The sequence below is a fragment of the Bradyrhizobium sediminis genome (genome assembly GCF_018736085.1).
GTDB classification, from domain to species: Bacteria; Pseudomonadota; Alphaproteobacteria; order Rhizobiales; family Xanthobacteraceae; genus Bradyrhizobium; species Bradyrhizobium sediminis.
In genome coordinates this window covers 2389563-2403388 of record NZ_CP076134.1, presented here as the reverse complement: position 1 = coordinate 2403388, position 13826 = coordinate 2389563, and the positions used below count along the sequence as shown (strand labels likewise).

The 13826-nt window shown below is 64.7% G+C and carries 13 protein-coding genes; 8 read left to right on the top strand and 5 right to left on the bottom strand.

Features of this window, described 5'->3' with window-relative positions:
- Positions 1-247 precede the first annotated feature (247 nt).
- Positions 248-1570 (top strand): alpha/beta hydrolase, encoded by a 1323-nt coding sequence (locus KMZ29_RS11495; RefSeq protein ID WP_369810099.1) that lies wholly within the window; start codon positions 248-250, stop codon positions 1568-1570.
- Positions 1571-1714: 144 nt separating this feature from the next.
- A complete protein-coding gene (locus KMZ29_RS11490; RefSeq protein ID WP_215623776.1) occupies positions 1715-2041 on the top strand; it encodes a GrlR family regulatory protein in 327 nt (108 codons plus the stop codon).
- A gap of 15 nt (positions 2042-2056) precedes the next feature.
- On the opposite strand, the gene KMZ29_RS11485 is transcribed toward KMZ29_RS11490, so the two are convergent.
- A complete protein-coding gene (locus KMZ29_RS11485; RefSeq protein ID WP_215623775.1) occupies positions 2057-2404 on the bottom strand; it encodes a hypothetical protein in 348 nt (115 codons plus the stop codon).
- Positions 2405-2622: 218 nt separating this feature from the next.
- On the opposite strand from KMZ29_RS11485, the gene thrS reads away from it, so the two are divergent.
- Together thrS and KMZ29_RS11475 are read left to right on the top strand one after the other, a co-directional pair.
- Positions 2623-4647: a threonine--tRNA ligase gene (thrS, locus tag KMZ29_RS11480; RefSeq protein WP_215623774.1), complete on the top strand. Its 2025-nt coding sequence runs from the start codon at positions 2623-2625 to the stop codon at positions 4645-4647.
- Positions 4647-4853 carry a hypothetical protein gene (locus KMZ29_RS11475; protein WP_215623773.1) on the top strand — a complete coding sequence of 69 codons (207 nt, stop codon included), beginning with the start codon at positions 4647-4649 and terminating at the stop codon, positions 4851-4853. The genes thrS and KMZ29_RS11475 overlap by 1 nt, the downstream gene beginning before the upstream one ends.
- Positions 4854-4962: 109 nt before the next feature.
- Here KMZ29_RS11475 and KMZ29_RS11470 read toward each other — a convergent pair whose 3' ends face one another.
- The gene (locus tag KMZ29_RS11470) at positions 4963-5886 is read right to left on the bottom strand and encodes a helix-turn-helix domain-containing protein (RefSeq protein WP_215623772.1); all 924 of its coding nucleotides are present in this window, start codon (positions 5884-5886) and stop codon (positions 4963-4965) included.
- A 332-nt stretch (positions 5887-6218) separates the two neighbouring features.
- Between KMZ29_RS11470 and KMZ29_RS11465 the strand changes: the two genes are divergently transcribed.
- From KMZ29_RS11465 to KMZ29_RS11455, 3 genes are read left to right on the top strand one after another with little or no spacing between them, the layout of a single operon-like run.
- Positions 6219-6560 (top strand): hypothetical protein, encoded by a 342-nt coding sequence (locus tag KMZ29_RS11465; RefSeq protein ID WP_215623771.1) that lies wholly within the window; start codon positions 6219-6221, stop codon positions 6558-6560.
- 33 nt (positions 6561-6593) lie between these two features.
- A complete protein-coding gene (locus KMZ29_RS11460) occupies positions 6594-8315 on the top strand; it encodes a YadA family autotransporter adhesin (protein ID WP_215623770.1) in 1722 nt (573 codons plus the stop codon).
- Between the two features lie 19 nt (positions 8316-8334).
- The gene (locus KMZ29_RS11455; protein WP_215623769.1) at positions 8335-8718 is read left to right on the top strand and encodes a hypothetical protein; all 384 of its coding nucleotides are present in this window, start codon (positions 8335-8337) and stop codon (positions 8716-8718) included.
- A gap of 40 nt (positions 8719-8758) precedes the next feature.
- Here the strand turns inward: KMZ29_RS11455 and KMZ29_RS11450 are convergent, their stop codons facing one another.
- Positions 8759-9118 carry a hypothetical protein gene (locus KMZ29_RS11450; protein ID WP_215623768.1) on the bottom strand — a complete coding sequence of 120 codons (360 nt, stop codon included), beginning with the start codon at positions 9116-9118 and terminating at the stop codon, positions 8759-8761.
- A 199-nt stretch (positions 9119-9317) separates the two neighbouring features.
- On the opposite strand from KMZ29_RS11450, the gene KMZ29_RS11445 reads away from it, so the two are divergent.
- Positions 9318-9881: a nitroreductase family protein gene (locus KMZ29_RS11445; RefSeq protein WP_215623767.1), complete on the top strand. Its 564-nt coding sequence runs from the start codon at positions 9318-9320 to the stop codon at positions 9879-9881.
- Positions 9882-9982: 101 nt separating this feature from the next.
- On the opposite strand, the gene KMZ29_RS11440 is transcribed toward KMZ29_RS11445, so the two are convergent.
- Entirely contained in the window at positions 9983-12454 is a 2472-nt protein-coding gene (locus KMZ29_RS11440; RefSeq protein ID WP_215623766.1) for a putative bifunctional diguanylate cyclase/phosphodiesterase, read from the bottom strand.
- Between the two features lie 200 nt (positions 12455-12654).
- Entirely contained in the window at positions 12655-13710 is a 1056-nt protein-coding gene (locus KMZ29_RS11435) for an RgsD C-terminal domain-containing protein (RefSeq protein ID WP_215623765.1), read from the bottom strand.
- Positions 13711-13826: the final 116 nt, after the last annotated feature.

Below are 13826 nucleotides of genomic sequence, written 5' to 3'. Positions count from 1 at the left end.
TGGCCCCCGTCAGTTCAAGCAGTGTTAACAATGATTTAAATCGGGACATCATTCGGTACTAAAATACCGCGGAGGTCTTTGAGGGCCCCGCGGCGCAACGAAAAGCAAGTGACTGCCCCACAATCGCGACACGATTTCGTGTTCTTTAGGGCGCTCCGGGAGTGGGGAGTTTTCCCGGAAGCTTAACGTCACCTCAACGCGAGCTGGCATACGCCGATTTCAGGCGGATATTGGGGCAAGTGGGTGGATGGTCGGGGCGAATCCGAAATTCCAGCAGCATGATCGCACGGACCGGATGATTTCACCGGGCGCGCCGCAAGATGCGGGGCGACCGACCCCGTCGCAGCATCGCACCGGTCCGCATCGATGGCGCTGGATCGCCCTCCTCTCCGCGTTTGTGCCGCTGTCATTCGTGCTGGTTCAATGCGGCAAGGCGCCGAGCGCGGGAATGCTGGCCGCCAATGCGCACGCCTCGTCGGGCGATACGTTCGAGGACCGGTTTCCGGCGCCGACCTTCAAGGAACGCTTCCCGACCACGAGCGAGAGTTTGGCGCCCCGGCAGTCTCCTGCGGCAGCAGCGGGCGGGCGCACCGCGCAGTCCACGCCCGCTCCCTATCGCGTGGCGTCGCTGGCGCCGACGGTGCCGTACCAGCGTCCGCCGCGCGAGGACCAGACCATGCTGGTTGGCCTGAAATCCTCGGCGTTTCCCTATCTCGGCACCAACCCGCGCACCGACGAGCCGTTCCTGAACATTTCCAAGGGTGACCGCCGCGGCCACCGCAGTTACGGCGGCCGGGTCTACTGGCAGGACCAGACCTACAACGACAACCGCGTGCTGATGCACGTCCCCGAAAACTTCGATGTCCGCAAACCCGGCGTCATCGTGGTGTTCTTCCACGGCAACGGCGCGACGCTGGAACGCGACGTGCGCGACCGCCAACTGGTGCCGCAGCAGATTTCGGAGTCCGGCGTCAACGCGGTGCTGCTGGCGCCGCAACTTGCGGTCGACGCCGCCGATTCCAGCGCCGGCAAGTTCTGGCAACCCGGCGGACTGAAGCGTTTCGTCAACGAGTCGGCCGATCATCTGGCCCGTCTCTACGGCGATCCGCGCGCGGCCGGGGCTTTCGCCAACATGCCGATCGTCATCGTCGGCTACAGCGGCGGCTTCATGCCGGCGGCCTGGAGCCTCGAGGTCGGCGGTCTCGGCAACCGCGTGCGCGGCGTATTCCTGCTCGACGCGGTCTATGGCGAACTGGACAAGTTTGCGTCCTGGATCGTGAGCAACCGGTCCGGCTTCTTCGTCAGCGCCTATACCCGCTCCACCCGGCGGCACGAGCATGAGCTGATGGCCATGCTGAAGGAGAAGGGCATCGCCATATCGGATGATATGGGCGGGCCGTTGCGGCCCGGCAGCGTGGTTTTCCTCGAGACGCCCGAAGGCGTGACCCATCGCGATTACGTCACGCGCGCCTGGACCGAAAATCCGGTGAAGGACGTGCTGGTCAAGATGGCGGCAACGCCCGCGCTGACGCGGGTGGCGACAAACTCGCCCTCACACGCGGACCGCTGATCCCGGCGGCCTCCATCGTCATCATACCGCCAATCGAAAAATGGGATGTTGATGGCCGCGCCATTTGCGGCCTGCGGCATTGTTCGGCCCATGCCCCGGGCCTAGGGTGCAGGAGTAAGAATGCACAACTGCAGGGGAAAACAATTGCAGGAAGGCCTTTACAAGGTTGAATTTCATACCGTTCATGGCACCGGCAACGGCGTGCTTTACGCCACCAGCGGCAAACTCCGCGGCGGCAATTCCGGCTTTGCCTTTACCGGGAATTACATCCGCAAGGGCGAGGAAATCCACGTCAAGATCTCGACCCTGCGCCACAATCCCGACCCCGGCTTCAAGCCGCTGTTCGGAACCGACATGATCACGCTGACGCTGAAGGGAGCCGAACACGGCGACATGGTCGACTTCGAGGGCTTTGCCCTGCAACTGCCCGGCATCGCCTTCAAGGCGATCCTGACGCGGATCGGCGACTGAAGCCCCCGATTCCGGTTACTTCGGGGGCTTCGGGAGTTTCTCGGCGAAACCGTTAAAGCATTTCAGCCGCCCGTCTTCTTCCTTGAAGAAGGTGCAGTCCGTGACACTTTTCGGGGCGGGTACCCTGGCCTTCGGCTTGGGCGGGAAGATTGCATCGTAGCAATTCAGCCGCTCCTTGGTTTCGTCATCGATTTCAAGACAGGCTTGCATCCTCACGGCAACCGATTGGGGTTTCGCCTTTGGCGCCGCGTCCTTCGACTTGATCTGGACCAGCGGCTTGCCGCCGACGGTCGGCGCCGGCTTGTCTTGCGCGATGGCGGCGCCTGAACAAAGCACCAGGACGAGCGCGAGCAATTTTCTCATGTCACTTCACTTCGGTTTTGCGTTGAGGCAAGGCAACGTAAGTTTCAAGCTGGGCGGTCGGTCTGATCCGGCCCGGACAGGACTTTGCCCGCTGCCCCCTGCTTTGCCAAGCGCCCATTTTCTTGGCAGGCCCTGATTGCGCCGCCCGAATCGCCTGCTATACCGCTGCTTCCCGCTTACCTGCGCTCGTTCGCAGGAGTGAGCATCAGGAGACCGCCATGACCGACTTCAAATACAGCCTCACGAATCTGAAACCCGCCGAGCCGCAAGCGAAAGTCGCCCTCACCTTCCCCGACGGCGCCAGGCGCGAATTCCCCAAGAGCATCACCGGCCTCGACATCGCCAAGGGCATTTCGCCGTCGCTGGCCAAGCGCACGGTGGCGATGGCGCTCGACGGCGTGCTGACCGATCTCGCCGATCCGATCGATCATGACGCCAAAATCGAATTCGTCGCCCGCGACGACGCCCGCGCGCTGGAACTGATCCGGCACGACGCCGCCCACGTGCTGGCCGAAGCGGTACAGTCGCTGTGGCCAGGCACCCAGGTCACGATCGGCCCGGTGATCGAGAACGGCTTCTATTACGACTTCTTCCGCAACGAGCCATTCACGCCGGAAGACTTTGCCGCGATTGAAAAGAAGATGCGCGAGATCATCGCGCGCGACAAACCCTTCACCAAGGAAATCTGGACGCGCGAGCAGACCAAGCAGGTGTTCAGCGACAACGGCGAGATGTTCAAGGTCGAACTGGTCGACGCGATCCCGGCCGACCAGACCATCAAGATCTACAAGCAGGGCGACTGGTTCGACCTGTGCCGCGGCCCGCACATGACGTCGACCGGCAAGATCGGCAACGCCTTCAAGCTGATGAAGGTGGCGGGCGCCTATTGGCGCGGCGACTCCAACAATCCGATGCTGACGCGCATCTACGGCACGGCGTTCGCGAAGCAGGAAGACCTCGACGCCTATCTGAAGCAGATCGAGGAAGCCGAGAAGCGCGACCACCGCAAGCTCGGCCGCGAACTCGACCTGTTTCACTTCCAGGAGGAAGGCCCCGGCGTGGTGTTCTGGCACGCCAAGGGCTGGACCATCTTCCAGGCCCTGATCGCCTATATGCGCCGCCGCCTGACCGGCGACTACAGCGAGGTCAACGCGCCGCAGATCCTCGACAAGGTATTGTGGGAAACTTCGGGGCATTGGGACTGGTACCGCGAGAACATGTTCGCGGCGCAATCGGCCGGCGACGAGGCCGAGGACAAGCGCTGGTTTGCGTTAAAGCCGATGAACTGTCCGGGCCATGTGCAGCTCTTCAAGCACGGCCTGAAGAGCTATCGCGATCTGCCGCTGCGGCTGGCCGAATTCGGCGTGGTGCATCGCTACGAGCCGTCCGGCGCAATGCACGGCCTGATGCGCGTGCGCGGGTTCACCCAGGACGACGCCCATGTGTTCTGCACCGAACAACAGCTCGCCGACGAGTGTCTCAAGATCAACGATCTGATCCTGTCGACCTATGCCGACTTCGGCTTCGAGGGCGATCTCACGGTGAAACTCTCGACCCGCCCGGAGAAGCGCGTCGGCACCGACGAGATGTGGGATCATGCCGAGCGCGTGATGGCCACCGTGCTGTCGGAGATCGAGGCGCAGTCCGGCGGCCGCATCAAGACCGCGATCAATCCCGGCGAGGGCGCGTTCTACGGTCCGAAGTTCGAATATGTGCTGCGCGACGCCATCGGCCGCGACTGGCAATGCGGCACCACGCAGGTCGACTTCAACCTGCCGGAGCGTTTTGGCGCGTTCTACATCGATGCCGACGGCTCGAAGAAAGCGCCGGTGATGGTGCATCGGGCGATCTGCGGTTCGATGGAGCGCTTCATCGGCATCCTGATCGAGCATTTTGCAGGCAATTTCCCGCTCTGGCTGGCGCCGGTGCAGGTTCTCGTCACCACGATCACTTCGGAGGGCGACGAATACGCCAAGGTGGTCGCAGCCGCCGCGCGGCGCGCCGGCCTGCGCGTCGAGATCGACCTGCGCAACGAGAAGATCAACTACAAGGTCCGCGAACATTCGCTGGCGAAAATCCCGGCGCTGCTGGTGGTCGGCAAGAAGGAAGCCGAGACGCATTCGGTTTCGATCCGGCGGCTCGGCAGCGACGGGCAGAAGGTGATGCCGACCGACGAGGCGCTGGCGGCGCTGGTCGATGAAGCAACTCCGCCGGACGTCAAGCGGGCCAGGCTCGGGACCTGATGACGGAAGAGCAAGAGCTTCCCGCATTTCCGATCCGGGCTTACCAGCTGATCCCGGATCCCAATCGGCCTGATGTGGTGGCGCTGGCGATCGAAACCGAACAGGGCCACAGCCTGTTCCTGGCGACGCGGGAGATTCTCGAAGACCTTGGCCGCGACCTGCTCAACCGCGCGGCGAAGATGCCGGCCAAGACGCAACCGCGATAGCTTGCGCGCTGCAAAACCTTAGCCGGCCGCCCGCATCGCCTCGCACGCGCAGTCAGCGAACAGCAAAAGCATCGTCGCGTAGAGATTCTACGCGGGCGTCCGAGCGGCGTCAGGCGGAACGCTGCCTGCGTTCGCCGATGTTGCGATTGTCCCCATCGAGCGTGGCCGCCGCCTCGCGCGCGCTATCGAAGAAGAAGATGAAGGCGTTGGCGTAGAACACGCTCAGCGCCTCCGCCAGGACCGGCGTCAGCGTGATCTCCTCGCCCTTGTCGCCGGCGCGCATGATCAGTCCGTCGGGCGCGGCGTCACGCAGCATCTTGGCGACATGGGCCCGCGACACGCCGAACCGCCGCGACAGCTCGGAGATCGAGATCGCGAACGGCCGCGACGGCGGCACGGTGTCGTTTTCGGCGCCCGCCGCCAGGAAGGTCGAGGCGATCATCATGCCGGCGCTGCGGTCGCCGAACAGGCCGAGCCCCGGCGTGTACATGATCAGCCGGAAGCCGTCCTTGTAGCGCCCGAACATCGCGGCGAGAAACGCCCGCACGAAGGCCGGATCGTCCAGGCGTTCCGCCAGAACAGCGCCATCGGGGAACACCGGAACGCCGCTCCTGAAATGCGAGCGCCAGCGCGGGCGCAGCAGGTCGAGCAGCTTGGGTGTCGCCACCAGCGGCCGCCGGCGCCGATCGTCTGCGTCCGGATCGGGCGCGAGATAGCCCGCGAAACGCATCAGCGACAGCATCGCGGTGGCCCGCCCCGGACTGCAGAGATCGAACTCACTGCAGAGTTCCTTCATGCGGGTCGGCGTCAGGCCGGACGACGGGTCGGCGGGATCGCGCGCGAAGTGGCTGTGGAGCACGACATGGCTGAGCACGACGCGTGCGCGATCGTCCATCAGCCAGTTCAGCAGCGGCCCGCCGCGATAGAAGCCGGTGAGTCCGATCGCCAAAGCGCGGCTGGCCTGCGGGAATGAAGGATGCGCCCGGAGAGCGGCAATCTTCGGCTGGAGATCCATCGCCACAGACGCCGTCACAATGTTACTCCACGTCTGCGATCGCGCGCTGCAACATTTCGCGAGATACGACCAAATTTCTGCAGTTGCCCGCGCACCGAGGGCGTCTAGGTTCGGCCCGAACAAGGGGACCTGAATTGACGACGTGTACGACATTCTGCCGACGCGAAGGAAGGGCATTTGCTGCCCGATCGTCAAGCCGAGTGCGACGTTTCTCAGCGGCCATCGCGATAACAGCCGGAACCCTGTTCCTTCTGGGACCACAACCTGCACGCGCATTCACTTGCACTGGAACGCTCGGCCCGGCGTCAGGAACGACGGATGCCAACGATGTCCAGGACCTGGTCTGCGGCGTGAATGCGGCGGCAACCGGCATTCAAGACGTCGCCGTCGGTTCAGGCGCCTCGGCGACCAGCGACTACGCAACGGCTGTCGGGGCGTCGGCGTCAGCCAGCGGCCTGCAAAGCTCGGCCTTCGGGGCGTCGACGTCAGCGACCGGCCTGCAAAGTTTGGCCTTCGGCTTCGGAAGCCTTGCGCAGGGCAACAACAGCATCGCCATTGGCACGGGTACGGGGACGGCCGGAGCATTGGGGACGCTTGCCGTCGCGACCGGCTATCAAGCCCTCGCTTCCGGATACGGCAACGTGGCCTACGGCGCCTCCGCTGTTGCAAGCGGACTTGGCGCCAGCGCATAAGGTTTTCAGAGTTCGGCCGCCGGGGGGTCGTCGGTGGCGCTGGGTTCGCAGGCAACTTCATCGGGATTGCGCAGCACGGCGATGGGCTTTTTCAGCCGCGCGACCGGACAGGAGTCGATCGCGATCGGCGCCGGACTGAACGCGACTCAGGCGGCTTATTCGGCCGGCAGCGGCAGCATCGCCATCGGCAACCGCGCCGCGGCCGGCGGCACCGACGCCAACGGCTTCAACAACGCCGGCAACACCGCGATCGGCCAGCGCGCTTTGGCGGGCAGCAGCGCGAGCGGCATCACCAACGCCACCGCTCTGGGCATCAGCGCCAGCGCCCAGGCCAACAACGCCCTCGCGCTCGGGGCGAGCGCCAGCGCGACGGCGGCCAATGCCGTCGCGCTCGGCATGGGCTCGCTCGCCGATGTCGCCAACACCGTGTCGGTCGGCGCGCTCGGCAGCGAACGCCGGATCGTCAATGTGGCCGACGGCACCATCGCGTCGGGCTCGAGCGACGCCGCCACCGCCGGCCAGCTCTACACCGCCAACCAGCGCGTCGCCGCCGCCTTCGGCACCACGCTCGACGGCAGCGGCCAGCTCGTTGCCCCGAGCTACACGATCCAGGGAACGGCCTACAACAATGTCGGCAGCGCCTTCGGCGCGGTGGATTCATGGCTGACCGCCTATGGCGTGAGTCTGATCAGCCTGCAGACGCAGGTCAGCGCGTCGAGCGGAATCGTGCAGCAGAACGCGACGACGCGCGTCATCACGGTTGGCGCTGCCACCGACGGCAGCACCGTCGATGTGTCCGGCACATCGGGCAACCGCACCGTCACCGGCGTCGCGAACGGCGCTGTGACGTCGACCAGCACCGACGCCGTCAACGGCAGCCAGCTCTATGCCACCAACCAGCAGGTCGCCGCCAATACGTCCGACATCGCAAATCTCTCCACCGTCGTGGCGGGGCTCGGCGGCAGCGGAACCGGATCGAACTACATTCGCGCCAACGGCACCGGACCGGCCGCATCCGCGACCGGAGCCAACGCCGCGGCCATCGGCTCGGGATCGAACGCCAGCGGCGCCGATGCGCTGGCATTCGGCACCAATGCGCGGGCGACGCAGTCGGGCGCCATCGCGATGGGGCTGAATTCGGCCTCGACCGGCGCCAATGCGATCGCGATCGGCACCGGGGCTCTCGCTACCGGCTCGGTCGCGGTCGGCGCGGCCGCCACCGCGTCGAACGGCGGCGCCGCCTTTGGCGATGGCACGATCGCAACCGGCGCGAATTCCGCAGCCCTCGGGACCAACGCCTCGGCCACGGCTGCGAATTCGGTCGCGATCGGCTCAGGCTCCACCAACACCGTCGCCAACACGGTGTCGTTCGGCTCCGCCGGAAACGAGCGGCGGCTCACCAACGTCGCCGCCGGCATCAGCCAGACCGACGCCGTCAATGTCGGGCAACTGCAGTCGATCGCTTCGGGCTTCCAGTCGCAGATCGGCGGATTGCAGAACCAGATCACCGACAACCAGCGCGAGGCGCGACGCGGTATCGTCGCCGCGGTCGCGGTGGCGCCGGTGCTGATGCCTTCGGCGGCGGGCAAGACCACCGTCGCGGTCAACGCCGGCTATTATCGCGGCGAGACCGGCATCGGCATCGGCATTTCGCACCGGCTGAGATTCGCGGTGCCGACCGTGCTCTATGGCAGTTATTCCAACGGCGGCGGCGCCGAACATATCGGACGCGCGGGTATGGCGGTCGAATTCTGACTGGGCTAGAAGCTTGAAAATGCTTCGAACCCCTCGCCTCCCGATGATGATCCGATACGTCCGGCTTGCGGCATTGATCTCAGCCGCATGGCCCGAAGCCGCGTTGGCGCAGCAACCGCCCGCGCAGGCGCCTCAGCAGCAGTTCCAGCAATCGGCCGAATGGGGAAAGCTGCCGAAGATGACCCTGGAGCGCCAGTTCGCAGGTCCCTTGCAGGACACCGTGATCCAGCGGCTGCGCGATCCCGTCGACGGCACCATCTGCTATCTCTATCTGCCGATCTCGGCGCCGCATTCGCCGACCACGGCGACCGGGTTCGTCCAGTACGGCCCCAATACCATCGGCAGCATCAATTGTGTGCCGGCGCCGCCCGCGGCCCCTGCCCCGGCGGCGCGCAAGCAATAGACCGAACCGCGATCGATCGATTCCCGAGCGGCCTCGCCCTTCAGTTTCCGCGTTTCGGCAGATCGATGCGCAGACCGACGAATTCCGGCGGTCCTTCCGTCAGCCGGTGAATGCGCCGGTCGCGTTCTTCCTGCGGCGTGGCCGGATCGATGAATTGATCGAGCTGGCTTGTGGCCAGTTCTTCGACGGCAAGCGCCAAGCTTGTCTCACGCCATGACGCCGTTGCCGTCGCTTCCGCCTTCAGGCCCAACTCGACCAGCTGCCGAATGGCCTCGGAACGATTGACGGCATGCGCGCTGGCCCAGGCATCGATGCTGGCGGTGAGAACCGCCGGCAGCTTGACCGCGCTGACAGGATGACCTGCGGTTGCATTCTCATCGATCTTTTTCGATTCCGACATCGACAGGGTTTCCCAAGAAGTCCCGTAACATTACGGTAGGGGCATTTCCGAGGGGGTCCTTGACCGGGATCAATGATCCCTGAGCTCCCGGCGGTCCGGCCGGGAACGCCAGTCTGGAGTCCAGATAGACAGCTTCGGCTTGCTATCGCCCCGCGGATGCAGATATCTGCTGCAAACCTGCGAAACAGCGGAAATCCCGATGCTTGACGCCATTGAACTGTTGAAAATCCGCCGCTCGGTGAAGCCGCGCGAAATGAGCGGTCCCGGCCCCTCGCCTGCCGAACTCGACACCATTCTCACCATCGGCGCGCGGGTGCCCGACCACGGCAAGCTGACGCCGTGGCGCTTCATCGTGTTCGAAGGCGATGCGCGGGCGCGCGCCGGCGAGGTGATCGCGCAGGTATTCGCGCGAAAGAACCCGGCGGCGGCGGCAGCCGAGATCGAGGTCGAGAAGCGCCGGCTCACCGATGCTCCGCTGGTGATCGGCGTGGTGAGCTTCACCAAGCCGCATCCCAAGGTGCCGCCCTGGGAGCAGGAATTGTCGGCAGGCGCCAGCGCCATGAACATCGTCACGGCGGCGACCGCGCTCGGCTACGGCGCCTGCTGGCTGACCGGCTGGTTCGCCTTCGATCGCGACGTGCTCGACGGCCTCGGATTGAAGGCGGACGAAAAGCTCGCCGGCCTCATTCATATCGGCACGCCGACCAAGCCGAGCGAAGACCGCCCGCGGCCCGCGCTCGGCGACATCGTGACGCGGTTCTAGAGATATCGTCGTGCCCGGACTTGATCCGGGCATCCATACGACAAGGCTTGTTGGATGGATTGCCGGGCCAAGCCTGGCCAAGCCCGGCAATGACGATGTGATCACGCCGCCTTCGATGCACAGCGGCCAAACTTCGACAACAGCGCTTCGATCTCGGCGGCGGGCCTCGCCGCACTGAACAGGAAGCCCTGCACCTCGTTGCAGCCTTCGGCACGCAGCCAGTCGAGCTGGTCGATGGTTTCCACGCCTTCGGCCGTCGTGGTGATGTTCAGGCTGCGCCCGAGACCGGAGATCGCCCGCACGATCGCAACGCAATCGGAGCGCTCCGCAAGGTCTTTCACGAACGAGCGATCGATCTTGATCTTGTCGAACGGAAAGCTTCGGAGATAACTGAGGCTTGAATATCCGGTGCCGAAGTCGTCCATCGAAATACTGACGCCGAGTTCGCGCAACTGATGCAGGATCGCGAGATTGGCCTCGGTCTCGGCCAGGAAAAGCGATTCGGTGATCTCGAGTTCGAGCCGCCGCGGCGACAATCCGGAATGCGCCAATGCCGAGACCACCACCTGAACGAGGTTGCGGCTGCGAAACTGCACCGGCGACAGGTTAACGGCGACCTTGACGTCCGCGGGCCATTTCGCGGCCTCGATGCAGGCCTCCCGCAACACCCACTCGCCCAGCGAGACGATCAGCCCGATGTCCTCGGCGACCGGGATGAAGTCCGCCGGCGAGATCATGCCCTTTTCGGGATGCCGCCAGCGCAGCAGCGATTCAAAGCCGCTGATCCGGTCGGCGGCGAGGTTCACCAGTGGCTGATAGTGCAGTTCAAATTCGCCATTTGCGTAAGCGCGGCGCAGGTCGAGCTCCATGTCGCGGCGTTTTTGCGCCTGCCGGTCCATCTCCCGCTCGAAGAACCGATGCACGCCGCCGCCGTCCGACTTCGCCCGGTACAGCGCCATGTCGGCGTTGCGCATCAACTCCTCGCTCGTGGCGCCATCGCCCGGCGACAGCGCAATGCCGATGCTGGCGCCGACCACGACATCGATGCCGTCGAGGTCGTAGGTGGCGCTCAAGGTCTTGATCAGACCGGCCGCATAATCGCTCGCCTCGTTCGGCGAGACATCGGAGGCCATCACGACCGCGAACTCGTCGCCGCCGAGCCGGGCAACGAGATTGTTGCCGCTAACTTCCGACCTCAGCCGGTCAGCCACTGCCTTCAACAGCCGATCGCCCATCGGATGCCCGAACGAATCGTTGACGTTCTTGAACAGGTCGAGATCGACGCACAGCACCGCCACCCGCTTGTTGCCGGGCTGGCTCTGCTCGAGTGCCTGTTTGAGGCGGTCTTGATAAAGCTCCCGGTTCGGCAAATTCGTCAGGCCGTCGTGGTGGGCCATATGGGCAATCCGGGCCTCGGCCTTGCGCCGTTCGGTGATGTCGACGACGGCGACGAGAAAGCCGTCGCGGCCGTCGAAGGCAACGCGCCGCCCGAACGTCAGCACCTCGATCTCGCTGCCGTCGGCCTTGAGATGGCGCCAGTTGCGGCCGGAATGATAGACGTCGCCGACCTGCTGCAGGGCCTGGTTATGGGGCACCCATTCGTCCTCCGGCCATATCTCCCGAAGCTTCATGCGCAGAAACATCGCGCGGCTGTATCCATAATGCTGCACCGCCGCGTCGTTGACGCTCAGAAAACCGGTCGTCTCGGCATCGAACACCCACATCGGCATCGGGTTGTTGTCGAACAGCAGGCGAAACGAAGCTTCGCGCCGCTTCAGGGCCGTGACGTCCGAAACCGTCAGCGAAAGGATGTCGCCGAACGCCGTCACGCCCAATCTCAGGTTACGGTCGTCGCTGTCGACTTCGAACTGATCGCGGCTGCCGCTGTTGATCACACCGAGCAATCGCTCGGTCACCTCAGGCAGGCACAGCAGATTGCCTCCGGCGCTGAGCCGGCGCCACTGCAATTCGGTCGACGGCAGTTTGAGGAGCCGCGATGCGCCCTGGTTGTGATGGACGATCTGAAAGTCGAACGGCTGCCCGGCGGCATCGCGTATCGTCGCGAGCGACAGCACACCCTCGTCGGTGGTGGAAAAAATCGCGTCCAGCAGATTATACTGCGGGGCCCGCTCGTTGACATAGACGCCGATCAGCGTGCCGCCCCATCGTGAAAATGTCGGCAGCGCCAGAATATCGTAGGTCTGGACCAGGCCATCGCGCACGCGATGCGCGACGGTGGGATACGGGCGGCTGTTCCGCAGCGCGCTGGCGGCGGCCTCGCCGAGCGCGGTGGCGCAATCAGGCGACAGCGCGCTCAAGGGAATGTCCCAGCGATCGTCTTCGAGCCATTTCTGAATGAAGCGGCCAGTCCGCGATACTTCGAGCGTTTCATTGTTGTCCTTGAGCAGGACGATATGATCCGCCAGCCTGCCGAGGCTGCCCAGCATCACATCTTCATAGCGCGGCAGCCTTTCGCCGGGCCTCAGCCCCGCGTGCCACTTGCGCTGCAGGACGGGGACGTCATCGAACATTTCGATGTTGAATTTTCCGGGTGCTTTTTTGGCGGCAATCATGACATTCCCTGCAACGCAAACAGCCGTTTTGGCCCGGCCGCATCCAATGCAACCGGGCTTAACGCCTTGTAAAAAATGCAAGGGCGGTACGCCGATCCGGCGATTATGACAGTTCTAAGTCATCCGATGGTTAGTGCGGATTAGCGACTATGACAGTTGTGCCGGGATTGATCCGCGCGGTATTGCGCCGGCGCCGCGAGCTACCGCGCGACGACTTCGACTTCGCCGTCGACGCCGTTGACGACGTTGAAGGGCCGCTCGAACACCTTGCCTTCATTCTTGGCCATGGCGCGATATTCGCCTTCGGACAGCACGACGCGCGGGAAGGCGCCGATTGATTCCTTGATGACGTCGCCGCCCGGCGTGATCACCGACCAGGCGGTGTTCGCCAGGGCCTCGCCGCCCTTGTCGCTGACGAGCTTCAAGGTAATCACCGCGGCGCGATGGGTGATGACCACATCGGTGAGCTTGCCGGCCTGCACGCGGATATCCGAGCGCACCACGGAATTGGCGTCGCCGTAGTTCGAGATGATGTTGTAGGTGCCCTCCGGCAGCAGCGCGACGTCGCCGGCAGCGACGTTCGGCACCAGCGAAGCGCGATCGCCGCCCTCGAACTGACTGCCCTTGTAGATCGCGAAGGAAATCTGGTTCGGCGGAATCCGGCTGGTGCCGACGCGGCCCTCGATGCGCAGACCGCCCGCCGGCAGCACGAAGGATTGGCGGTCGGTCTCGGCCTTCAGCGTCACCGGCTTGACCGCGCTGACCAGGCCCATCGTGACATGGACGACATAGCCGCCCGGCGGCAGCACGATGTTGGGCGTAGCGCCACGCTCCTCGCGGATCAGTTTGAAAATGCCGGTCTCATCCGGCTTGTCGGCGAACACCCGCCACACCAGCCCGTTGTTGATCACCGGCAGGTCCTTGCCGTAGCGCGCGGTCAGCGACAGCACGGCCTGGCCGGCGGTCAAGGCGCCCGGCGGCGGAACCACCGGCGGCACCGCCGCGATCGGCGGCTGCGTCAGCGGTACGGGCAAATTGGGCGTCGACGCCGGACCGGACGGCGGGGCCAGATTCATCGCTGGTCCGGTGAGCGCTTCCGGGACGGATGCCGGCGGCACCGGCGGCGGCCGGTCGGAAAACATCTGGGCCCAGGCAGGGTTTGCAGTCGAGGCGGCAAGCATTGCCGCGAGCGCCAGCGCCGGCCGCAGGCTCCCGCCCCACCCGGACTTGCCGATTGCTTTACCCCCTGATGTCATGGCGCATGCTTTTCACTGAAAACGCGGCAAATTCAAGCCTGTGGCGATCCGTTCGCAGGATGTTCCGGCTATGGAACCCGGAAACTGCTTGAGAGTTAGCCCCAGTGTCGTGGCGA

What these genes read in the sequence shown, in the direction of transcription:
- KMZ29_RS11435 (WP_215623765.1), bottom strand. Translation starts at nt 13,710, where the DNA reads ATGACATCAGGGGGTAAAGCAATCGGCAAGTCCGGGTGGGGCGGGAGC.
- KMZ29_RS11455 (WP_215623769.1), top strand. Translation starts at nt 8,335, where the DNA reads ATGCTTCGAACCCCTCGCCTCCCGATGATGATCCGATACGTCCGGCTT.
- KMZ29_RS11485 (WP_215623775.1), bottom strand. Translation starts at nt 2,404, where the DNA reads ATGAGAAAATTGCTCGCGCTCGTCCTGGTGCTTTGTTCAGGCGCCGCC.
- thrS (WP_215623774.1), top strand. Translation starts at nt 2,623, where the DNA reads ATGACCGACTTCAAATACAGCCTCACGAATCTGAAACCCGCCGAGCCG.
- KMZ29_RS11475 (WP_215623773.1), top strand. Translation starts at nt 4,647, where the DNA reads ATGACGGAAGAGCAAGAGCTTCCCGCATTTCCGATCCGGGCTTACCAG.
- KMZ29_RS11445 (WP_215623767.1), top strand. Translation starts at nt 9,318, where the DNA reads ATGCTTGACGCCATTGAACTGTTGAAAATCCGCCGCTCGGTGAAGCCG.
- KMZ29_RS11495 (WP_369810099.1), top strand. Translation starts at nt 248, where the DNA reads ATGGTCGGGGCGAATCCGAAATTCCAGCAGCATGATCGCACGGACCGG.
- KMZ29_RS11440 (WP_215623766.1), bottom strand. Translation starts at nt 12,454, where the DNA reads ATGATTGCCGCCAAAAAAGCACCCGGAAAATTCAACATCGAAATGTTC.
- KMZ29_RS11450 (WP_215623768.1), bottom strand. Translation starts at nt 9,118, where the DNA reads ATGTCGGAATCGAAAAAGATCGATGAGAATGCAACCGCAGGTCATCCT.